This is a genomic window from Cellulophaga sp. BC115SP, assembly GCF_009905545.1.
GTDB lineage: Bacteria > Bacteroidota > Bacteroidia > Cytophagales > Spirosomataceae > Flectobacillus > Flectobacillus rivi.
Window position 1 is genome coordinate 93,914 of the sequence record NZ_JAAALB010000009.1, and the last position, 23,998, is coordinate 117,911.

Below are 23,998 nucleotides of genomic sequence, written 5' to 3' on the forward strand. Positions count from 1 at the left end.
AATGTTTTCTACAGTTGAGCATACGTCACAGCTGGTGGCCATGCGTAACTTCCTGGTTTGAGTGTTAAATAGGTACTCGGACGTTCGAGGCTTTGCATACGAATTACTCCTTGAGCAAATTCTTCGGTAGGAAGAAAGTTCTGTAATGGAATCTCTGCCAAAATTGCGGCTGACGTCGCACCTCCTTCGATGAGTATTTCTGCTAAATGTACTTGATTCAATACTTTTTTGACAACTTTCGCCATTAATTTAGCTAATCCAGCAGGAGATATTTTGGTCGTATCCAACTGTTTTTGAATAGCCATAACAACTACCTGATGTTGACTAAAGCATTGAATGATATTGCTTGTCCAACGATTTAGCGATTGGTTAAATTCTTCTGAGTCAACAGGTTGTGTGGTTAGCTCTTTAGGTAAATAGCAAACACCACCTTGTTGATTGGCATGGTTTTGTATTTTTTCAACACTATCACTAAAAGTCGTTCCACTCACATAGAGACATTTCTGGGCAGTATTGTTCTTTGAAAAGACCTTCGAAATAGATTTATACCCTAAATTCGATAGAATTGAGGCGAAAAACTCAGCTCCGCCGACCAACAGGTCAATTTGTGCTGAGTGTGTTGCCCATTTCAATAAATCTTCTTTTTGACTAACCTCAGCAATAATTGTACCTTGTAATGGCAATACAGGTTGGGCTAATATTTGTACCTTATCCCTTGGCTTGGCACGAAGCATATTCATTACATCGCTATCCTGAATCGGAAACTCTGGGTCATGAGCAAACGCTGTTTCATGCGCTAATTTATCACCTATATAATATTTTCCGTCCTGTATTCTCCGTCCCATGGATGGATTGGTAGGGATAATTAAGCAATTTTTTTGACCAAGAGAATGTTGAATCGCCTTAATTTCAGCCAAAACATGACCACGAAGCACTGAATCTATTTTTTTATAAATCAAACTAGGCTTATATTGTTGAGTAGTTTGAATCAAATATTCAATCTTAGTAATTGCTTGATTTTCAGTTAGCGAACGAGTATCTGCTGAAATGACTAACAAATCCTCTGTTGCTTCTTGAATAATTTCTGTACAAACTCTTACTTTGAGCCCATATCTCAATCCAATCCCAGCTATTTCGGCTGCTCCAGTGAGGTCGTCAGCAATGACAAGAATCATAATTAGAAAATTAGAACTGTACGAAGGATTTCTTACTGTTTCAGATTTAGGATTTCTGATTTCGGAAGTAAAGTAAAATACCTTTATTTTTTACAAAAATTAGAAGCTTATACTTCCTAAACCCAACATCCGATATAGATAGTTCTTACAATCTTTTGTACAATACTCTTAGAAAATGAATAAAAGTGGTAAAGGGACAGAGGAAAAACTTTGTGCCTTTGTCCCTTATGTTTTACTTATTCTTACTCAATTGAATAGCACTTTCGATAGCCAAAGTCATAGCGTCAGGACTAGCAATGCCTTTTCCTGCAATTTCAAAAGCTGTTCCGTGGTCAACAGATGTACGGATAATTGGTAAACCCAAGGTAATATTTACCCCTTTTACACTATCCATTTGACCTTTTTCGGCATTCCATCTAAACCCAGTAAGTTTGAAAGGGATATGTCCTTGATCGTGATACATCGCTACTACACCACCGTAATACCCTGTTGCTGCTTTGGCAAATAAGGTATCTGGAGGAACGGGACCTTCTACTTCATAGCCCAAACGCAAAGCTTCCTCGACTGCTGGAGCAATATCCTCTGCTTCTTCGGTACCAAACAAACCAGAATCGCCTGCATGAGGATTTAGACCTGCAATACCGATACGCATATTGGTTTCGCCCAAGCGTTTCATGCCTGTATGTAGCAATTCTGTTACTTGTAGAATGCGTTCTTTTTTCACCAAATCACAAGCTTGACGCAATGATACGTGCGTGGATACGTGTATTACTTTTAGTTTATCTTCAACTAAAAGCATGGCATATTTTTTTGTATTGGTGTAATGCGCATAAATTTCGGTATGTCCCGCAAAATGATGACCAGCTTCGTTGATAGACTTTTTGTTGATAGGGCCAGTAACAGTCGCGTCGATTTCATTGGCTAAGGCTAGTTCAATAACGGTTTTTACAGCTTGGAATGAGGCATCTCCGCACATGGCTGATATTTCGCCAAAACGTAAAGTATCCATATCCACATTGTCCAAGTCATAGACATCAATTTGTCCAAACTGAAACTGCGCATCTTTTACTGATTTAATAGGATTAATCGTGGCTTCGAGACCTAATAAATGAATGATATGGCTAAAAACTTTGGCACTACCCACCAATAGTGGGCGACAAGTTTGATAAATATTTTGATCTAATAAGGCTTTTATGGCGATTTCGGGTCCAATACTGGCTGGATCCCCCATGGTGATTCCGATAATTGGTAATGCTGACATAAGTACTAATGCAGAATTTTTAATGTTGAATTGTGAATGAGTGAATGATGAATTAAAGGTTTTATAATCAATTATTTATATGATAGTTTAATCAAATTCTATTTTTCAAAATAACATGAGTTAATGAGTAAATATGTTTGATTATTCATAAATAAGTGATTAATTATCAATTCATTAAACCTTTAATTTTGCCTGTAACAGGCTCAAAGCCTTATGAAGTAAGCTAAAAGTTGAAAAGTGTTTTACATAAAATAATGTAAACTTTTTTGCCTAAAGCCTACGGCTTACAGCCTAAAGCATGTATCTATTCTGACAATGCTAAACTCTCTAGCGTTTGTGCATAAGCCTCTTGCAATTGCAATAAATCTTCCTGCGACGAACCTTGTAATGGAGGCATCACAATTGGCTGACAAAGCTGATGCGTTGACATTAGGACTTTTAAAGCCCAAAGAGATTCGCCGAGTGTACGACCTTTTTGATACAAACCACCATACAAATCCGAGAGCTCTTGCATTCGTAAAGCTTTGTTGGTATCGTTTTGAAGCACAGCCTCTTGCATTTCGTGATAAATGCTAGGAATGAAATTTCCAGTACTTGGAATAATACCGTCACTTCCTAGGAGCATAGCTTCTGCCGATTTGGCTGCCCATCCCATAAAATGACTGAAGTCTGGTCTATCTCTCCACAAATGAAGAGATTCATGAAGGCGTTCTATATTTCTTTCTGAGTCTTTTAAGCCAATAATATTGCTATGATAGCTCAATTCATCGATAATTTTTAGAGGAACAGAGCTATGCGTAGTGGCAGGAATATTATAAATAATCAATGGCAAAGGAATAGCATCGGCCAATTGCTCAAAATAGCGTTTCATCTGACTTTCGGTCAGCGCGTAGTAAGAGGGTAACGTAGCTGCCACTACATCTACTCCTGCTTGTTCGCTAATTTTAGTAAGCTCTATCGATTCTTCGAGGCAATTAGAGGCAATACCAGCATACAATGTTGTACCTTTTTGCTTATTTTTTCCAGCTTGTCTCACATAATCTGCCTTTAGTTCAAAAGGTAAAGATGCAGACTCGCCAGTAGTTCCAAGAATAAAAGGTAAAACATGGTTGCGATAAAAATTATCGAACATGCTTTCGACTGCACCGTGGTCCAACTGAAAATTTTCAGTTAGAGGCGTTACCGCTGGTACCACTATTCCGCTATATTTTTTTTGAATACTCATGGGGTAGTTTATATCGTGTTCATCGAGAACAGTTGATTTAAGGATTTATGATTGGGAGCTTTTCAAGCTATTGCAGATTTCAGAAATAGAGTAAAATACCTTTATTTTTTACAAAAAAAAGTAGATTACACTTCCGAAATCCAACATCCGATATCCGAAATGGATAGGTATTATCTTCCTTCGTACAGTCCTAATTAGGAGTTTAAAAGGCGGCTTCAAAAATTTGAATAGCGTCAGTCTCTTCTATTGGTCTTGGATTATTCTTTAATAACCGTTGAATTTTTAAGGCATCTTTCGCCATTTGTGGAATTTCTTCACGTGCCACACCAACCTCACGTAAGGTAGCAGGAATCCCACAAGCCTTGATAAGTTCTCGCACTTTGGCTACGCCTGATTTCGCCATTTCGAGGGTGTCGCTAATAGGTTCACATCCAAGAGCTTCTGCCACTTTAGCATATCTTTCGGGAGCTGCCACAAGGTTATATTCCATTACAAAGGGTAGCAAAAGGGCATTTGACAAACCATGTGGTAAGTGATATAAACTTCCCAATGGATAGGACAGCGCATGTACTCCAGCCGTGTTGACAGGACCTAAACAAAAACCTCCTAGCAAACTTCCCATGGCAACCTGTACACGTGCGTGTTCGTTATTGCCATTTTGTACAGCTTCGACAATATGCGCTCCAATCAACTTCATTCCTTCGTAAGCATACATATCGATAAATAAATTGGCAAATTTGTTGGTATAGGCTTCCAAACAATGCGTAAGAGCATCAAGCCCTGTGGCTGCTGTGATACCCGCTGGTACACTTACAGTTAACAAAGGGTCGGCATATACCGCATCAGGAACTAGATAAGGGCTAATAATGCCTTTTTTCTGGTTATCAAGATTATCTACCAAAATTGCATTGGGAGAAACCTCACTTCCAGTTCCTGCGGTCGCTGGCGCACAAATCAACTTTTTGGCTCTTTGTTTTAACAATCCAATACCAACATATTCTCTTAATTCTTGGGGATTGTCAAGCTGAGCAGCTACCAATTTGGCAATATCTAGCACACTTCCACCGCCAATACCAAGTACTACGTCGGGATTGAATAGCTCTACTTTTTTCATTAATGTAAAAAAGTCTTCGAAAGTAGGTTCTTGAATAATGCTAGTATCAATCTGTACTTCGATTTGTCGAGCTTTTATATCTGCTAAAAGCGGTTCTAAGGCTTTTAGAATAGGTTCTATTGTTACTAATAAAACTTTTTGAGCATTATATCCGCTTAATTCTTCGGCGATTTGGTTGATCACACCGCTACCAAATACCAATTTATTCGGAAAATAAATACTTACATGTTGAAGCGTATTCATATTAATTAAGGTATTTCTGAGGATTAGTCTTTTGTAATTTCGCCTCCTTGCGGAGCGGTATAACCTTTTACAATGGGCCACTTGCCCTCAGTAATTTTTATGATTTTAAGTTTTTTGGGGTTTATAACTGCATGTTTAATTTTTTGTCTACGCCATGTGTAAATCACATGCAACAATCCATCTTTGGTTTGAATAATAGATGGATAGGAATATTGACTAATAGGAGAATCTTCGATAATCAAGGCGGCTGACCAATTGATTCCATCTTTTGAAACCGATAAATTCAGGGGTGTTCTTGGTCCTTTTGCCAAATCTCCAGGAGGTAATACGTGATTATAAATCAAATAATGCTTTCCATTTGAGGCTGTTACAGCATCTGTGCCTGAGTTGTTATTGGGCAAATTACTTTTTGCTAAAGGAGTCCAAGTTTCTCCATTGTCATACGACCAAGAGGTCAAAATGGCTCTATTTCTGCTTCGCGCCAAAATTTGTAATGTACCTTTTCCATGATCTAAAATGCTTGGTTGGATTCCTTGTGTATCCTTATCTCCTTGGATAGGTCCGACTTGTCTCCACGTTTTTCCACCATCTTTGGTCACCTCAAAATGCAAACGCCATCCCAGTGAGCCTTCGGTACTGCTTGGGCAAAATAGATTTCCATTAGATAGCAAAACAGGTTTGTTTTTCACAGGTCCGATATATCCTTCTGGTAAAGCTCTTGCCTCTGACCAAGTTTTTCCGCCATCAGCAGAGGTTTTTAGCCAGCCTTTCCATTTAGCAGGACTAGGTCCTATTTTGTAGAAAAGTAAAAGCTCGCCATTGGGAATTTGGTACAAAACAGGATTCCAGCAAGCATAGCGCAGAGTGTCGTTGACGATGCCATTGGCAACGTTTTGTGGCGCTTGCCATTTGCCATTCTCTTGGCGACTCACCCAGATACACACATCTGGATTGCGTTCTTTGGTACCTCCAAACCACGCTGAAACTAACCCTGTGGGTGTTTCAGCAATTGTAGAGGCATGACTTTCGGGAAAAGGTGGATTTTCTACCACAAATTCATCCAACAGAAGCCCTTTTTTCCAAGCTTGAGCTTCCGATGTCAGGGGCAATGCCAGTGTGCATGAGATAAATCCTATGAGTAATTTTTTCATAAATGCTTTTTTGCTAAGGTACAGTTAAGTATGAGTGCTGAATTGTGAGTGATGAGTTTTGAGTGTAATTTTTGATTACTAATATTTTATCTCATTAATTTATTCAACTTAATTTTGCACAAAGTGAAAAATGGAATCTCTACTTTTGTTCTCTATTCCTATATTTAAAATGCGAATGAGTAAGAACCTGAACCAATTTCTAGTATCGTATATTCTCTGCTCAATCCCATAATTTTGATTTCTTTATACTGAGAAATATTTTTGTCTCCTTCTGTAATGTTTTGATAATCAGAAGTTGGTAGATAAATAATGGCTTTACTATTGGCTGGTACGCTCACTTGCCAAGTAGTAGTGTTGCCCTCTTTTTTCCAATGGGATTCAATGGTTCCTCGAATAGACTGATAACTAGCTTGTACTTGATTCAATCCTTTTGGAAAATCTGATTTTAATTCAATGTATTTGTATGCGGTTTCTCTAGAGTTAATTCCTGCCAAATGTTGGTAATACCAAATCAACAAATCGCCAAGCAACATCACATGGTTGGCTGAGTTCATTTCGGGGTTGGCGGTATTGCCATTCCATAATTCCCAAATTGTAGTGGCGCCATTTTCGACCATATAACCCCAACTCGGATAATCTTTTTGTGTCGCAATCGTATAAGCTAAATCCCCTTGACCAATGCTACTTAAGCCTCTCATGAGCCATTGGGTACCAATTACGCCTGTGCTGATATGACTTTTATTTTTCTGAATAATTGTTTGTGTCAATTGCTCAGCTACTTTATTGCGTTCTTCCGTTGGGATGATGCCATAGACCAAGGGCAATAGATTGGCAGTTACGGTGCCATTGCCATAATTTGAAGATTTTAGAAAAGCTTGGTTAAAAGCATTTTTATAGTCGCTTTCCTTTTTTGAAAAAACTTCCAAATCTTTGGTATTATCGGTGATTTGAGCAAATTTTTGCATTAACTGCAACACTCGAATGTAAGTTGCTGTAGCTAGCAATTTACCATCAGTCAATCGGCTCTCATCCTTCGCATGAATCAGCTCTTTTGACTCAGGTGGCACACACCAATCTCCGTATTTATCTTTGGTAATTAATCCATTTTCGGTGTACTTTTCGGCCATGTACATGACCCATTTTTTCATAGAAGGATAATGCTTTTTGATGGGTTCAGCGTCCCCGAACTGCTGGTAAAGCATATCTGCAATCGTGATATAGGTACTAGGCCAAGTAACATTGTCGCCATAGTATCTCCAAAAACTTGGGGCTACGTCTGGGATGCTTCCATCTGCTTTTTGGCTTTGCTCAATATCATCTAACCATTTTGTATAAAGTGTTTGATTATCAAATAAATAACTTTCTCCATAAGCTCCTGTAGTGCGGTCGCCTAACCATGGCTGACGCTCGTTTCGCTGTGGGCAATCTACAGGCATACCTTTATAATTGCTACGAATTCCCCAGTAAGCGTTGGTAAATATTTGATTGAGTGTAGTATTTGAGCTCTGGAATTTGCCCGCATCACTCATCTCATCATATACTACTCTTCCTTCAAATTGCTCAAGCTTTGGCTCGGTAGGAAAACCTGTGATTTCTACATATCTAAAACCATGATAGACAAAACGGGGCTCCCATGTTTCTACGCCTTCTCCTTTGAGCGTGTAGATATCGGTTACTTTGGCATCACGCAGATTTCGTACATACAGACTCCCATCGGGTTGTAGACTTTCGGCAAAGCGAAGGGTAACTTTTTGACCTTTTTTCCCCTGAACACTTAGTCGTAACCAGCCTGCCATGTTTTGACCCATATCCAAAATATAGGTTTGAGCATTGAGTTTTTTAAGAGCAATTGGTTTGATAGTCTGCATAACCTTCATGTTTGCAGTCATTTGCGATTCATAATCTCCACCTGGTTCTTGTACCAATTGAGCCTTCAGCCAAGAAGTGTCTGCGTAACCCGATTGACTCCAATTTCCTAATTCTTTGGTCGCATCGTATTCTTCTCCGTCGTATTCATTGTTGCAACGTATGGGTCCATCGGCTGTCACCTTCCAAGTGTCGTCGCTGACAACGGTCTCGTGGCTTCCATCTTCGTAAACCAATTCGAGATTGAAAAGCATTTTAGGATAACCAAATGTTTTGATTTTATAAGGTTTATAATCTTGGCGCATCGTGTAATAACGACCATTCCCCAGAATTGACCCTACAGCATTGGCTCCTTGTTGCAATAGAGCTGTTACATCGAAAGTATTGTATTTGACGCCTTTGTTATAATCAGTAGGAACAGGTGCTAATACCTGATTCCCAACTTTTTGACCATTGAGATATAACTCATACAGACCCAAACCGATGATATAAGCTGTGGCACTTTTGAGTTTTTTCTTTACGGTAAAATCTTTTCTAAAATAGCGAGCAGATAAGCGTGAAAACTGACCTTCGTTATCCCATGGGAACGAACGATCTGAACCAATCCAGCGTCCTTTCCAATCTACATAATTGAGCAAACCAATACTAAAAGAAGCTGTTTCAGACCAATCCGACTCACCTTTATTTGTCCATATTTTTACCTTCCAAAAACACTTGCTACGACTTTTAAGCACTTTTCCTACATAGCGTACCTGAATGGTCTCGTCTGAATTTATTTTTCCAGAATCCCATAAATCACCTTGGTTTTGTGCCAATAATTCCTTGCTAGAAGCCACCAAAATTTGATAAGCCGTTTGATTTACAGCTCTTAGTTTACTGCTGACTTGCCAGCTCAAACGTGGTTGTACTACGTCGATGCCTTCAGGATTTTGTAAAAATTCACAACGAGCTTTTTCTACAGAAATAGCTTTTTCGTCTTTTCTAAAACTAGAAAAAAGCAATCCCAACAAAGCCAGTAGTAAGCAATAGTGTTTCATGGTTTTACTATTTTGTCAAACGGAGGTAATAATGCATAATTGCGAATCATGAATGTAAGTTTCTGATAATTAAAAACTTATATTCATGATTCTATACTAAGATTTACATGTCAAATTCTGCTAAAAGATCAGCAACTTTTACAGGCTGACCAGTCGACAAAGAACGATCCATTGCTTGTAATAAAGCTACAGTTCCAATTCCTTCTCTTACATCTGGATAAGCAGTTTGTCCGCTTTCTAGACAATCAACAAAGTATTCAAGATAATTTTGATATTCGCCAGCGTGGTGACTTTTACCTTCAAATCTGAAGTAATGTTTTAGTTTATGTTCCCAAGTCTGTACGATTTCTTCGCCTGTATTGGTTGTCACAGCGTATCTCAAATCCATGTAATCAGCTTGACTACAACCCTCTGTTCCTCGCAGAATACAACTCATTTCGCTATCGCGTACTACTGGTTGCACAGGACCTGTATAACAGCCACTTACACGAGCAATACGTCCGTCGGTTGCTTTGAAGATAAAGTGCATAGTGTCAGGATTTTTGAGCCCTCCTTTTAAACCATTGGCACTCAACATTCCATAACCCATCACCTCTTCGATGTTAGGCAAATACCAACGAATAAAGTCTACTGGGTGACTCAATCCGCCATATAACCATTTGAATGCTGATTCCAATGACCAGCCTTTTTCCAAAAACCAACGGTGGTCGGCATGATAATAGCCCTCGATTGTAATAAGATCGCCAATCAGCCCATTTTCGTAATCCGCTCTTTGTTTTTTCATAGGTTCGAAAAAACGAGAGCTTTGACCAACAAATACCTTTTTCCCTGTTTTCTCAGACAACTCGATGAGCTCTTTGGCATCAGCCAAATTGTCGATAAATGGTTTTGTACATACTACATGCTTGCCGTGTAAGAGTGCTTGCTTTACATGCGTTGCATGCCATTTGTCAGGGGTATAAATGGCGATAATATCGATACTTGCGTCGTCGAGTAGTTCTTGGAAATTGGTTGTATAAGCATGAAAATCAAATTCTTTGGCGCGCTGCTGACATAGCTCTAAACGCAAATCACAGATTTTTACTAATTCTAATTTTGAGCTGGCTAATGCAGCAGACATGGTGCTTCGTCCTTCTCCTAGTCCTAAAATGCCGATTCTTAACATGACCTTGACTTTCTATTTTATAACTTTATTCGTTAACAGTATATCTTAAAATTCGAATGATTTGAAAAACTCCCAGGTATCACCTTTCGGAGCATCCTCCAAACCTTCTTGATAATCTTTCATGGCTTTATTCCAGTCGTTTACTCGAGGATTGTTGAGTGTGGTGCGTGGATTCAGTTTTTCGAAATCCGCCTCTGCTGGGATGCTAATCACAAGCATGAGCTGTCGCCCATTTCTAAACAATAAGAGTTGTTGAAAATCTGCATTGCAAAAGCCTTTTGATACTTCTGGCCATTTTTCAAATTGAGTAGCGTGAGCGTCTAAATACGCTTTTTGTTTGTTGGAATCAGCAACCAAATTGGCAGTTAACAAAATATGTTTCCAAGCGCCTTCCTTTTTCTTTTCGCCACATTTTTCACGATTAAATTCATAGAATAAATCATGATAAGTTTTAATTTTTACATCAGGAAAAGCATTTTTGAGGCGATCTTGCAGTAAATACACATCCTGTACCTTGTCGAAAATAACTGTGTGATTTTGCCACTGATAGACCGATGAAGTACTGATTGTACTTTTCCCTAAAATGACTTTTAATTTTTCTTTGTCAAGCGTTTTTCCTTGGGCTGTGACCAACTCGACTATTACTGGTTTTTCAATATTGATGGCGTAACGAGCGTCATACGGATTGGCGAAGCGTAAAAGAGATTGGTATTGTGGCGCTAAACCAGCTTTTTGATAAATACTATCTGCTACGCTAGGACCGTTGTTTTCCCACGTATTAGCAGGTCCATTCGCATTTTGTAGATATTTGGTCGAAGCTGTCCAGTTATCACGAATGGTCATAAATGAAGATCCTTCGTCGGTATAGAGGTAAAACCAGTGACTAGGAATGTGCGCATACGGCGCACGGTAAATGCTATCAATGACATTTTCAATGATTTGCGTATTGGGTTGTGCCGAAAGCGTATAGATACCTGCGACATCATACATATTTTTGCCGTAAAGGCGAATTTTATTAGCCTTTACAAGATTGTTTTTCAAAACAGTTATATGACGTGTCCAGCCCCAACCTACGCTGATACCAGAGTAATGTACGTTTGAAATATCATTGTGCGTAATTTGAATATCATGTGCAAAGCCCACGCCTATTCCCACACTTCCCCAGTCTTCGTTGGTAGCATCGGAAATAAGGTTATTTGAAATTTGGATATGGTGACTGACATCACGAAGGTCTGTTGGGTTGTAAGGTAAATGTATTTCGGTAGCTTCATCAGAAAAATTACCAACCAAAATACCGTTTCCTCCAATGTCTTTGAAAACATTTCCAGTCACCGAACTTTGATGGACACCTTTGTACAAATCCAAGCCAGTAGAGGCTGTATGAGTAAATTGACAGTTTTGAATATGAATATTTTGACTATGGTTGATACTAACCGCAGCTGTTGGACGAATAATCCAAGCCTGATTTTCGAGCGTTTGCTTTTCTGGCGTACCTGCAATTTTCAGTTTGTAGGCGTCCGTCATAGGCATACCCGTTTGGTGCGCCACGTGCCCATGGGTAGCTGGTCGCCAATAAGCAGTATGCTCAAAGTTAATGTTTTGAATATGAAAATGTTGTACAGGTTTTTCGAGAGTTCCTTCTATGCGAACTAAGGTTTCCAAATGAGAAGCAATTACTTCTGTTTGAAGCATGTTCTCGTTTGAGAAAGGGAAATAGTAAATCTTCTGCGCAACAGGATCACAATAATATTCGCCTGCTTCGTCCAAAAACTGTAGAGCATTACACAAATAAAAGGCAGAATTACCCGTCTCTTTTGAAATCCAAGGCGCTGGCCAAGGGTGTTCAGATTGAATACGACTTTCGGGTTGGTAGAAAGTAAGTTTGGCGCTATCTCCTTGCACTTCTATCCTTTTTACCCTCAATTGTGCAACTTCCCACCATTGATGGATAAAAAACTCAAGTCCTTTGGCTTGTTCCAAATGCGCTTCTTTGGGAGCAGGAATCCAACAAGTTTGTTCTTTTTTGTTCCAAGAAAGAATACGTTGCATCTCAATGCCAGCAGTATTCTTGGCACGAGTTGCCTTTTTTCCGTTGACCCACAGCTGACGAACTCCCAATGAAATACCTTCGGGCAAATCGGCAACCCAAATTTTGCCTTTAGCTTTTTGAAGTAAAAACGGGAGGTTTTCTTTTAATAATTTCCAGTTAACAATGGCTTTGCCACCACTAATAAAAACTTGTGCATGAGGGGCTGCTTCGAGGATGGTGGGGTTATTTAATATACCTGAATCTTCGGGTCTAATATGGATAGGTTCTTCTAAAAAATATCTACCCGAGCTAAGATAAATATGTACAGATTTTGAAGGGTCTGTTTGTTGTAATCTTCTCAGCTCACGTACCTTTCTCACTGCCATAGAAGGGCTAGCAAGAGGTTGTTCTTTGGTACCAGTGTTACTGTCCGAACCTGTGGGAGATACCCATACTTCGGATATTTGTCCAAAACAATTTGAACAAAGTACAATAAAAGTACAACAAAAGACCAAAAATATCTTACCAGTGCTATTTTTCATTGGCAATTAGTACGCTGAGGTAATTGAAAAAATGAGAATGATTGAATCACAAAGATAGCCTACAGTGTAGGGTCTTATTTGTATCATTTTCTCAATGTATTATACAATTTTGCCGTAGATATAGATGGTTTTAATTACTTATTTGAAATGTTTGGTCAACTTTGTACAAAAGGCTTGGAAGGTAGTTTTGGGAGTTTTTCTTATTGCGATTCTAGGTGTATTTATCCTAAAAATGAAGGGCAACTTGTAAAATTGTAGAGACCCATTGAATAGAGTCTCTACATGACAAAAATTATTTGGTTTCGATATCAAATATTTTTCTACCTTTTTCTCCTAAATAGTGGAAAAGGATTTTCTCATAAACTTTGTATCCGTCATCGACATTGGTAAAAATGACTAAGCCTTGTTGGGTTTTAGGCAGAATAAACATGATAGTTTGACAACCTTTATCGGCTCCTCCATGCGAAATGGCATATTCTCCGTTGTCTAATTCATAGATTTCCAAACCTAAGCCAAAATGTTTTCCTTTTTTGGTCACAACTTGATTTTTAATCATATCCTCAAAAACAGCCTTGCTTAAGCCCTCTCCTTTCATGATACTCACCATAAATTTACTATAGTCTTCAATCGTTGTAAGTAAATTATCGGCAGCACTAGCAGTGGTATATTTTTCTACAGGATATGCTTCGCCCTCTTTGTTGTAGCCGATAGCATATCTTGAAATATCTATATTGTTGGTCCAAACCAGTTGAGTTTGGGTCATTTGCAAAGGAGTAAAAACGAGTTCTTGCGCTAGTTGCTCCAAGCTTTTATGAAATTTGTGTTCCAAGGCTTTTCTCAAATACTCAAACCCTTCACCCGAATAGTGATATTTAGTACCTGGGGTAAAATCAAAATGAAGTTTATTATCTGGATTAATAAAACGCCAGTTTTTGAATCCGCTTTGATGGCTCAGTAGATGTCTTGTGGTCAAAATTTTGCTATTGGGGTCTTTCGCAACGTCAGGGTCTGTCCAATATTTATAAATGGGTTCGTCCAAATTCCATTTTCCTTGACTTACTAGTTTGAGCGTAACCATTGCAGTGACAGGTTTAGTCAAAGAAGCTACATTGAAAATAGTATTGTATGGCGCAGAAATTCCTTTTTTTAGCTCTCCATACACCTTAATATCCTGAATTTTTCCACCGTTTATCACGCCTATTCCGAGCGTGGGAACTTTGTTTTCTTGTAACCATTTTTCTATATCAGGAATATTGTCAAAAGTAGAGGCAGATTGAAATGGAATATCTTTTTGCTGATGGTCAAAGCTGAGTCCACGAGCTAATTTCCATGCGCCATTTTCGAGTAGCCAAACATGAGTAAACTTAGCGGTACTGGCAAATCGTTCTGCTTTACCAGCTATTTTTTCATAAAACTTATGCACGCCATGTTGAATAGCGCCATACAGAACCTTGTTTTTGTACAATGGGTAAACCTCTGTACTTTCTTCCACCAATGCACGACGAGATTGATAGGTATCTGGAGTTTTACATAATCCATTTTTGATATTTTGTAAAAACTGAGGTTTATACGAAATGCTATCGACGTCATGGAAAAACTCAAATTTGTCACTTAACAAACGCTCAAATTGTGAAATATCGCAGGTATTAAAGCCTACATTAAACAATAGACTGTCTTGTTTCATAATGCTTTTAAATAGCTCAGAACTTTTAGATACTTGTGCAATTGAAGCATTACTTACAAGAATGAATAGGTAAAAAAGGTATTTTTTCATTTCTAAAGAGGGATTAATAAATGATTGAGGCAGGCAAATTGCCTGATTTTTGACCAGCAATAACACAAATAATGATGACTGGTGAGATGAGTGGATAATGGTAGGCTGTGGGGGCATGAGGGACTTTCAGCTATTTCAGATTTTGGATTTTTGATTTCGGAATAAGGAAACATACCTTAATTTTTCATAAAATATGCTTCGAAAGAAGTAGGTCACACATCCGAAATCCAAAATCCGCAATAGTACATTCCTAAGTCACTATTCTCCCCTAAGTCGTTTATCAAAAGTGAGCTTCTGGGTTGAGACAACTTTTATCTTAGCAGCTTCTGGATGATTGGGATTGATAAGGTAATTATACTCTGGTGGCACTATACTGCTTGGTACTTTGAGTACGGCTGCGCTATTACTTCTGACAAAATCGTCGCCTATGTACTGGGTTTCTAACAATGGAGGTTTTGCGTCCCATTGTTCAGGCAAATCTTCATTGGCTAATTCTAAAATAGTTATGTCGTCAGGAATTTCTATTTCTACATAATACCGATCATTGGGTAAATCTTCACTCAAATCGAGGTGAACGGCCACTTCGAGCATTGCCAATGCACGAGTGGCAGCAGTATAAACCAAATAGGTATTTTGACTATTCCAACGAAAACCTTTACTAAGCGCTGCTCCAATCCCCTGTAGCGTGGTGGACAGATACTTTTCTCGTTCGATTCTATAAACTTTCATTAAGCTAAATTCCCGTATTCAAGTCGGTTGAGGCAATTCATTACTTCTTGAATACCTGTGGTAGAGTCTAGTAAACTTTCGGGGGTAACACCGCCAAGCGCAATATTGCTTTTTTTGAGCCAACGCTGAAATTTGTCTTCTTCCTGATTAAATACCTCAATACCATAATCAAGCAGTTCGATAGATAGCAAGACAATCTCGCTATCGCGACCTGTTAGGAGCGCTTGTTCTCTTTTCTTCTTATTATAAGTGGTTTGGGGCATATCTATCAACTGTAAAATATCTTTCACAGACGTATTAATGCGCTGACTCAATACTTCGATTGACTCATAAGGAATTCCTTCACGAAGAATGTTTAAGCGTTCCATGCTTGAGCTCCAAGTGTAGGTATGCGTGGGGGTTACCAATGTTGACCCAAGGGTGACTTTTTTCTGTTCACGAGCACGTTTGATGCTGAGTTTTGGGTCAAAACGTCCTGTTTTTATGCTTGACTTTTCCATAGTTATAACATATTTGTTACTAATGTACAACAATTATGCTATAATGAAAAGTTTCTTTATGCCTAAAAATAAGAGAATTATCTTTATCCAGTAGAGACGTAGCACCGCTACGTCTACTAAGTAAGTTTATACCTTGACAATCATTTGTAGACGTAACATGTTACGTTTCTACGGGAAGGATTGGAATCCAGCACCAGCAAATAAATCAGCACCAGCGAGAAATAAAATTTATTGGAGATTAAATAGAAGAGTTTTCAGAAATAATTTATACATTTCTTCACAAAATGATTTTTAACACTTATTTAAAATGAAAACACTACTATCTGCCCTAGAGCTCACACTTGGTTTGGCCCTCATTCAGTTGTTTGTCACCCTGTTGCCCTATCTTTTCCTGCGCAAGAAGCAATTAAACATTATTCGAAAATTACTATTTTTTACTTTTCGAGATTATTTATTTGCAACAATTTATCTATTTGTATTCACCTATTTAGCAAAACTATTTGAGTGGTTTGAGGGAGATTGGACTATTCAAAATGCTCCTCTATTTATCATTGCTGTACTTATCATGAATGGATACTTTTTTCTTGTACATCCATTCGTTCTTAAATACGATAAGCGTAGGCTAACATTTAGTCCCGAATATTCAGCAACGTTATCTGAGAATCTCCAGAAAAAAGTCTCGGTATATATCACCAATAATGATACTATCAATGCCTTTGCTACAGGCTTCTTGCCACAAAATAGAGTGATAGTCATGGGACGAGGTTTGATGGAAAAGCTAACACAAGAAGAACGAGAAGCAATCTTGTATCATGAGGTGGGGCATCATAAACACTACGATTTGATCAAGTTTTATTTTGTGGTGGTTTTGCAATTTATCCTTTTTGTGTGTTTCAGACAACCTTTCTTCGATTTGGTGCATCAATTTTATCCTTCATTCAATGATGGAAATCTTGTCTTTTGGTACGGAGGTTTAATAGGCTTGGTTTATGCAATTATATTCTCCAAAATAAGTCATTATGCAGAATATCAAGCTGATCAATATGGAGCAGAACATACTTCAAATCAGGCGATGGGAAATGCTCTTCTAAAACTCTCTGAATTGACAGAACATATTGTAGATGAAGGAAGTATGACGCATCCCAGCATCGAAAAACGATTGGCTAATATTCAGTTTCAAGTCCTGCCAGCACCAGCGTCGTAGAGACGTAGCACAGCTACGTCTAGTAATCAGATTTCTATTTTGACAATCATCAGGAGACGTAACATGTTACGTCTCTACAGCAAGGATTGGAATCCATAGAAAAAATAGGTGCTGGATAGGAATCCAGCACTAGCAAATGAGACGTTACATGTAACGTCTCTACAATGTGAATTTTTACTGATTAAATCCTACGGGAACTTCTGGGCTTGTTTGGATGGGTATTTTAACATTTTTGAAATTGTTATCTCCCATCAAATAATTAGCTGACTTTTCTCCTGAGACCTTTAAATATATATCAGACGGCACTAATGGGATATTTCCTTGGATGGAAACTTGTTGTAAGTTGCTGAAATCCAAGATAGGAACTCCCACATGAGGCTTATTCGTCAATACTTGTTTGATGCTGATTTGCTGACTATTTTCGGCTTTAATGACCGCTCCTCTTTCAGTATTGACACGCACATTGTCGAACTGGATATTTTTGGAGTTTTTAATGACAAAACCTGATTGAGTATCAAAATTTAGGTCTTGAAAACTGATGTCTTCAATAGGTAGTTCTTCAAGTCCATTTAGATAACCAGCTTGATTTCCTTGTGCGGTAATATTGCTAAAATGAATATTGCGGAAAATAGGTGTACGTTCAGAAATGGACTCAACCGTCGTTTTAGCATATTGCATATCAAGCACAATAGCTTGTTCTTTGATATTTTTCATCACGATATTGTCCACACGAATATCCTCGACCACGCCCCCACGACCGCGTGCCGTTTTGATACGAATACCTCTGTCGGTACCATCGAAAATACAGTTAGAAATCACAATTTTTTTCACACCACCCGACATTTCACTACCAATTACAACACCTCCATGTCCCGACAGCATCGTGCAGTTAGTAATGGTATAATTTTCGGCAGGGATATCTCTTTTTCGTCCCGAACGGTCTTTTCCAGATTTGATGGTAATGCAGTCATCCCCAACACTAATATGACAATTGGAAATATGTACATTGCTACAAGATTCGGGGTTTATACCGTCTGTATTGGGAGAATGTGGGTTTTCGATGGTCACACCATGAATGGTTACATTGTCACAAAACTCAGGGTTGACTGTCCAGAAAGGAGAATTTCGTATCGTGATACCTTCAATTTGGATATTTTTGCAAAACATGGGTTGAATGAAAGGAGGACGTAAAAAACCTTTTTCTATCCAACCCGGAAGGTCTGGCGCCAATACATCTTTGTTAAGTCTTTTAAACTCCTCTTGCCATTTAGAAGTGGGAATGTTTTTGACATGTACTTCTGAGTAAGCCCACCATTTTTTGCCATGACCATCTATCAACCCTCTACCCTTGATGGCAATATTTTCGGCTTTGTAAGCGTAAAAGAGTGGTGAAAAATTAATGACATCTGTCCCTTCCCATCGAGAAGGAACCATAGGAAGGTACGCGTCAAAATCATCGGTAAAATGCAATTCAGCACCAGCATCGATGAAGATGGTAATATTACTTTTGAGTTCGATAGGACCAGTTTTATATTTTCCAGCAGGAAAATAGATAGTTCCTCCCCCTTGCTTGACCGCAGTGGCAATTGCTTTTTTGATGCCTTCTGTAGCAAGTTTAGAACTATCATTTTTGACCCCAAATTTCAATACATTCAAATATACCTGCGCTTGTGCGCTGATACCTAGCGCCAATAAGAGAAGGGTAAGACTGATATTTTTTCTCATGTTTTTCAAAAATAAGTTATTTGTTAATAGTATATCTGTTATAAGATTGCACTCATTATCAGATGGATACTATCAAAAAAAGCTACAGAAATATTGTTAAAAGAACCTTTTCTATTATTCGTAGATATAATATTTGTTAAAACTCCAATGCCTTGCATCTCTACGGATAAAAAGGACTAATACAATTCGAAAAGGTAATTTCCTGAGCCTACTGGAATCAGATATTTATTGCCCTGCTTTTCGGCTGGAATGATTTTACCATTTTGCTTAATAGTTTTTCCTAAATTCTGATCTATTAGAATCTTGGCATTTGTATTGACAGGAACGCTTACGTTTAGGGTAAAGCGTTTGCTTGTTTTTTTCCAAAGGGTACTTATTTTTCCGTAAGGAGATTCATAATTTCCCTCGGCTTGTGTAAGGTTTCCTACCACTTCTGGTGCGATGATGATTTCCTTAAAAGCTACATCTCTTTCACTTTGACGGATTCCTGCTAAACCGCTATACAACCACTCCATTAAATGTCCAAGCATAAAATGGTTATGAGAATTACCACCAGCTTGCCAAGATTCGGTAAGGGCAGTAGCACCTTTTTTGAGCTGATAGCCATAACCTGGCACATCCGAGCGATTATTCATCGCAAAAATGATGTCAGAGCGTCCTTCTGATTCTAATACTCTTAGAACATATCGATAGCCAATATCCCCTGCTGTTAGGGCATAGTTACGATTTTGAATATCATCAATCAAATGTTGTAAAACAGCTTTACGATTTTCTGGCTCAACCAAATTCATGAACAGTGCCATGGCATTTGCGGTTTGACTACCCGAAGCATACTGTTTGGTGTCAGGGTTAAAGAAAGTCTGATTAAATGCTTTTTTGACTTCTTCAGCTATATCAGCATATTCCTGCGCATCGTCGCCATGCCCTAAGATTTTGGCAATTTTCTCAGCGATTTGTAAATCATAATAGTAAATCGCTGTACCTGTTACGCCCATAGGGGTAAGTTGTGATACGCCAGGAGGTTTGGGTCCTAAATCATACCAATCTCCCAAACCTTGTGAAAGAATATGGTTTTGAGCTTTGCTGGCAAGGTATTTCAAATAGCGCTGCATCATGGGATAGGCCTCGTCTAGTACGCGGGTATCGCCATACCAGAGGTACATATAGTAGGGAACAATAATGCTGCTACTGCCCCACTCTGGCGAGTCTCGGAACATGTCGCCACCCCATTCAAATTTGACATATTCAGGCGCAATCTCAGGAACCAAACCGTTTGGAAGTTGCGAGAGCTGCATATCTTTAACTGCCTTTTTGAACATTGGAGCCACGTCGTAACGATAGCGAACCGAAGAGCCCATCAAATGAACTTGTTCTAGCCAACCTAATTTTTCACGGTGTGGACAATCGGTGAACACCGAGGTCATATTGCTTTTAATCGCCCAGTCAATAAGCTGATGCGTCTGGTTAAAAAGTGTATCTGAGCTAGCAAACTGCCCAATCGTTGAGGCAGAATTACGAATATGCAATCCTTTTATGCTGATTAACTGTGTTTTAGCATTAGTCTCTGGCTTGGCTCCTTTTACTTGTAAATATCGAAAACCATAATAGCTAAAGCGCGGTTGCCATGTTTCGACGCCTTCTCCTTTGAGTACATAACTAAAAATATAGGGACTTCCAGAAGCCTTTTGGTTGACAGTACCATCGGCATTGAGTAATTCCGAAGGGCGAACCCATACCGTATCGCCTTTATTACCTTTTACTTTTAATTCGATAATACCAGAAGCATTTTGTCCTAAATCAAATACCCAATCGCCTGAGGCAACTTGTTTTTGCTGAATTGGCTGAAAAGACTCCATGATTTTAACAGGTTCTATCAGCTGAGGACTCAAACGAGTATGACCTTCCACCACGATGGCATTTCGCCATAAACTCTCATCGAAGTTGGGCATATCCCAGCCTTTTTGTTCCAGATTAGCATTGTAGTCTTCACCTCCATAAATACTTGAAAAAGTTATTGGGCTAGGGGCAGTTTTCCACGAATTATCACTGTAGAGGTTTTGTTCAGAACCATCTTGGAATTCCACTTTTAGTCGACAAATCATTTTGGGTAAACCAAACATCCCTTTGAGTTTGCGATAGCGTCCTTTTACAGGAGGTATATAGTAAAAGCCGTTTCCAAGCATTACCCCAAAGGTATTTTTACCTTCTTCCAAGGATTTTGTTATGTCAAAACCTACATAAAGTGCTTGTTTATCGTATTTTGTCCATCCTGCATCCAGAAAATTATCGCCAATTTTTTTACCATTCAAACTCAACTCAAAATGCCCTAAGCCTGAGATAAAGACAGTAGCACGTTTCACTTTTTTCTTTACCGAAAAATCTTTACGAAACATCGGTAAAATATTGTTCTTGAAAACCTTATCTTTTTGTCCATCGGTTGGTAAAATATTTACCAAACTGTCAGCCAAGCGTTCGTAAGCAATCCATTGGGCATTGCGCCAATCCCCAGCAGAGAAAAGCCCCATTTGCCAAGTAGCTACTTCACTCCAAGCCGACGAGCGCCCCTGATTATCCCAGATTTTAACTTTCCAGTAATAAACTTGAGTGGCTTCCAGCGTTTTACCATCAAATTCTACTTGGATAGACTGGTCAGAGGTAATTTTGCCAGAATCCCAAATATTGGCTTTGTTAGGTTGTAGCAACTCAGGTGAATCTGCTACTAAAATTTGATAGGAAGTTTGCTTAACATTATATCCCCCCGACTGAATTTTCCAACTCAAGCGTGGTTTGCGAATATCTATGCCAATTGGGTTTTTGAGATATTCACAACGCAAATCATAAAGCGACAAATTTTGTGCATTCCCAAGAAAGCTCAAGCACAAAATTTGAAGTAAGCATAAAAAGAAGAATTTTAGTTTTTTGTAGTTTAATTGAGGGTTTTTCATAAAAAATTGAATCTGAAGTTATAGAGGGAACAGGCACAAAGGCGCAAAGTGTAAATTGAATCTGAAAATACTATGTGCCTTTGTGCCTGTTCCCTTTGTCACTTTTCTACTGCTGATACTTCACCTCGATGGTTTGTCCTTTAGGAATACTTAGCTCATACCATTGATTTCCAATAGATTGAATCGTTCCTTGTGTACAAGTTGGAGAGGTTTGACTTTTAAATTTAAGTTTTCCAACACCATCATTGGTACCAGTTATTTTGATAGATTCTTTGCTACAATACAATTTGACATCACCTTTTGGGGTTGGGACGCTTCCTTCCATCCAAGCCAAACCACCAAGCTCAGGAGTAATCTCATATTGCTCATAAGCTGGACTTGTTGGTTTTACCCCTAAATAGTATTTTCCTAATAAATAAATAGGACTTGCTCCCCAAGCATGACAAAGACTTTTTCCGAACGGACGACCATACATGGCATAATGCTCAGCTCCTGATTTTGTTGGATTATATTCTTCCCAGAAAGAGGTCGCTCCAAGTTTGAGCATACCGCCCCAATAGGATTTCATTTCGTCTAAAACGAATTTTTGTTCACCTAAAGCACACAACGCTTCCAATTCGTAAAAACGCATATATGGCGTAGTGATTTTTTGAATTTTATCATTTAACAAAACATGATTTTTGATTCCTTGTTTTTTGGCATCATCCAAATAATTGAAGAAAATCGCAAACATATTGCTGTATCTGGTTACGTTATCGGTCTGTTTTCCATCTACTTGACTATGTACAAAAGCATGCTTGTTGTCATTCCAATAAGTTGAGAAAAATTTAGATTTCAATTCTTCTCCAATTTGTTTGTATCGAATAGCCCCTTTGGTATCATTGGCGATATTAGCACATAAGGTCATGGTTTCGAGACTACGAGTAAGCAATAGTTGTTCAAAGCTTACAGCTCCTTTTTTGCTCAAACCTTCTGCCCAGTCGATAAATACCCAGTCACCCGAAAGCCCTTCCATCATACCATCTTTGTTACGACGACTCAAGCAATACTCCATGAGCGTTTGCATACGAGGATAAAATTGTTGGATAAAAGTCTTATCTCCCGTGTATAAATAATAGTCGTAAATTCCTAAAAACCAATAGAATGTATAGTCCATAATGGTATTGATATGGCTAGTAACAGGATCTTTGCCACGCAAAGCCAAGAGCGTTCGAGTAACAGCAGGCGAATCAAAGAAGGAATAGTAGTTCATCAAATAACTTTGGTAGGCATCGCCCGACCAAATCCAACGGTCACGTTTGATACCATCTATGAAAAACTCGCGGGTATTGAGCTGAAATGTGTATTTTGCCACATCATAAATCTGATTGATTTGCTCGTCTGAACAACGGAAATTACCACGCTCTTTCTCAGGCATATACTCATACAACATGGATACCTCTTTGAAGGATACGGCAGGAGATTTTTTGATAAAAATATATCGAAAAGCCTTTGTCAATTCCATTGTCGAATCTTTGGCAATCGACTGATTGATGGTGAGTTGATCAAGTGTTTCGCAGTGTTCAGTATCCATGGCTTCTTCTTTAGATTCACCATAAAAAATCTCAACTTTTCCTTTCCCTTTCAATCCTTTGAGTTGAACAAAACCAAATGTTTCTTTCCCAAAATCTATCATTGTACCCTCTTTTAGTATTTCCACTTTTACAGGTTTTTGTGATTTGGTTGCCAGGCTAAATTTGGAAGGAGCTTGTGCTGGCGAATTAAAATTCCAAGAACCAGCATTGAGCCAAGTTGTGCCCGATTGGTCAGAAGCTTTTCCTGTTTCGTCAATCCACTCTTTATCTTCAAAAGTCACTAACCAAGAGTTGTCAGAAACAACATTTTTTCCTTGAATAAAAATAGCAGGAACTCGGTCTTGGCAAAATACCTTCAGACTTAACTTATGTTTTCCTGCGGGCATCGTGATTTTTTTAGGATAGCCCATAATGGCTTTTCCATCAATCTTAACATTGTATTGTCCTTCTACAAAAATCGAGACTTCTTCTGGGGCATTGAGCGTGAATGATTTATGAAAATCAATCAAGTTATAATGACTGTCCAATTTCCAGAAAGGTGGGAAAAACACACCACGTTCGGTACGGCGGTTTTGCATTTTGTTACCCAGCCAAATTTCGAAATCTCCTGGATACCAAATCCAAGTAGCTTGTTGCGCAAGACTTAGCCCTGCACTAAACAACCAAAGTCCCAAAATGAGCTGGGACTGTAAAAGGCTTTTGTAGAAAAAACGTTTCATGTATGTATTGAGGTTTGGGG

At 38.7% G+C, this 23,998-nt stretch carries 15 protein-coding genes; 1 reads left to right on the forward strand and 14 read right to left on the reverse strand.

Features of this window, described 5'->3' with window-relative positions; all coding sequences use genetic code 11:
- Nucleotides 1-8: 8 nt before the first annotated feature.
- The 11 genes from GVN22_RS09425 to GVN22_RS09475 all read right to left on the reverse strand — a co-directional run bounded on the left by GVN22_RS09425 (nt 9) and on the right by GVN22_RS09475 (nt 15,811).
- A complete protein-coding gene (locus GVN22_RS09425; RefSeq protein ID WP_166550776.1) occupies nt 9-1,175 on the reverse strand; it encodes a four-carbon acid sugar kinase family protein in 1,167 nt (388 codons plus the stop codon).
- A 232-nt stretch (nt 1,176-1,407) separates the two neighbouring features.
- Nucleotides 1,408-2,436, reverse strand: coding sequence for a 4-hydroxythreonine-4-phosphate dehydrogenase PdxA (gene pdxA / locus GVN22_RS09430; protein ID WP_166550777.1), 1,029 nt, complete (start codon nt 2,434-2,436; stop codon nt 1,408-1,410).
- A gap of 304 nt (nt 2,437-2,740) precedes the next feature.
- Nucleotides 2,741-3,661 carry a dihydrodipicolinate synthase family protein gene (locus tag GVN22_RS09435; protein WP_166550778.1) on the reverse strand — a complete coding sequence of 307 codons (921 nt, stop codon included), beginning with the start codon at nt 3,659-3,661 and terminating at the stop codon, nt 2,741-2,743.
- Between the two features lie 202 nt (nt 3,662-3,863).
- The gene (locus GVN22_RS09440; RefSeq protein WP_166550779.1) at nt 3,864-5,018 is read right to left on the reverse strand and encodes an iron-containing alcohol dehydrogenase; all 1,155 of its coding nucleotides are present in this window, start codon (nt 5,016-5,018) and stop codon (nt 3,864-3,866) included.
- 23 nt (nt 5,019-5,041) lie between these two features.
- A complete protein-coding gene (locus GVN22_RS09445) occupies nt 5,042-6,169 on the reverse strand; it encodes an exo-alpha-sialidase (protein WP_166550780.1) in 1,128 nt (375 codons plus the stop codon).
- Between the two features lie 164 nt (nt 6,170-6,333).
- Nucleotides 6,334-9,072 (reverse strand): alpha-L-rhamnosidase, encoded by a 2,739-nt coding sequence (locus tag GVN22_RS09450; RefSeq protein ID WP_166550781.1) that lies wholly within the window; start codon nt 9,070-9,072, stop codon nt 6,334-6,336.
- Nucleotides 9,073-9,175: 103 nt separating this feature from the next.
- The gene (locus GVN22_RS09455) at nt 9,176-10,237 is read right to left on the reverse strand and encodes a Gfo/Idh/MocA family protein (RefSeq protein WP_166550782.1); all 1,062 of its coding nucleotides are present in this window, start codon (nt 10,235-10,237) and stop codon (nt 9,176-9,178) included.
- Nucleotides 10,238-10,282: 45 nt separating this feature from the next.
- On the reverse strand, nt 10,283-12,808 hold the full coding sequence (locus GVN22_RS09460; RefSeq protein ID WP_166550783.1) for a right-handed parallel beta-helix repeat-containing protein: 2,526 nt from the start codon (nt 12,806-12,808) through the stop codon (nt 10,283-10,285).
- A gap of 292 nt (nt 12,809-13,100) precedes the next feature.
- Nucleotides 13,101-14,582 (reverse strand): serine hydrolase, encoded by a 1,482-nt coding sequence (locus GVN22_RS09465; RefSeq protein WP_166550784.1) that lies wholly within the window; start codon nt 14,580-14,582, stop codon nt 13,101-13,103.
- 258 nt (nt 14,583-14,840) lie between these two features.
- Nucleotides 14,841-15,311, reverse strand: a complete 471-nt coding sequence (locus GVN22_RS09470; RefSeq protein WP_166550785.1) for an RES family NAD+ phosphorylase — start codon at nt 15,309-15,311, stop codon at nt 14,841-14,843.
- Entirely contained in the window at nt 15,311-15,811 is a 501-nt protein-coding gene (locus GVN22_RS09475) for an antitoxin Xre/MbcA/ParS toxin-binding domain-containing protein (RefSeq protein WP_166550786.1), read from the reverse strand. Before GVN22_RS09475 ends, GVN22_RS09470 begins: the two co-directional genes overlap by 1 nt.
- A 307-nt stretch (nt 15,812-16,118) precedes the next feature.
- Here GVN22_RS09475 and GVN22_RS09480 point away from each other — a divergent pair, with 307 nt between their 5' ends.
- Nucleotides 16,119-17,015 (forward strand): M48 family metallopeptidase, encoded by an 897-nt coding sequence (locus GVN22_RS09480; RefSeq protein WP_166550787.1) that lies wholly within the window; start codon nt 16,119-16,121, stop codon nt 17,013-17,015.
- Nucleotides 17,016-17,189: 174 nt separating this feature from the next.
- On the opposite strand, the gene GVN22_RS09485 is transcribed toward GVN22_RS09480, so the two are convergent.
- The 3 genes from GVN22_RS09485 to GVN22_RS09495 form a co-directional block, all read right to left on the reverse strand.
- Complete coding sequence (locus GVN22_RS09485; RefSeq protein WP_166550788.1) at nt 17,190-18,740, reverse strand: glycoside hydrolase family 28 protein; 1,551 nt, start codon at nt 18,738-18,740, stop codon at nt 17,190-17,192.
- A gap of 176 nt (nt 18,741-18,916) precedes the next feature.
- On the reverse strand, nt 18,917-21,685 hold the full coding sequence (locus GVN22_RS09490; RefSeq protein WP_166550789.1) for a family 78 glycoside hydrolase catalytic domain: 2,769 nt from the start codon (nt 21,683-21,685) through the stop codon (nt 18,917-18,919).
- Between the two features lie 106 nt (nt 21,686-21,791).
- Nucleotides 21,792-23,978, reverse strand: a complete 2,187-nt coding sequence (locus GVN22_RS09495) for an alpha-rhamnosidase (protein ID WP_166550790.1) — start codon at nt 23,976-23,978, stop codon at nt 21,792-21,794.
- Between the last annotated feature and the right edge of the window lie 20 nt (nt 23,979-23,998).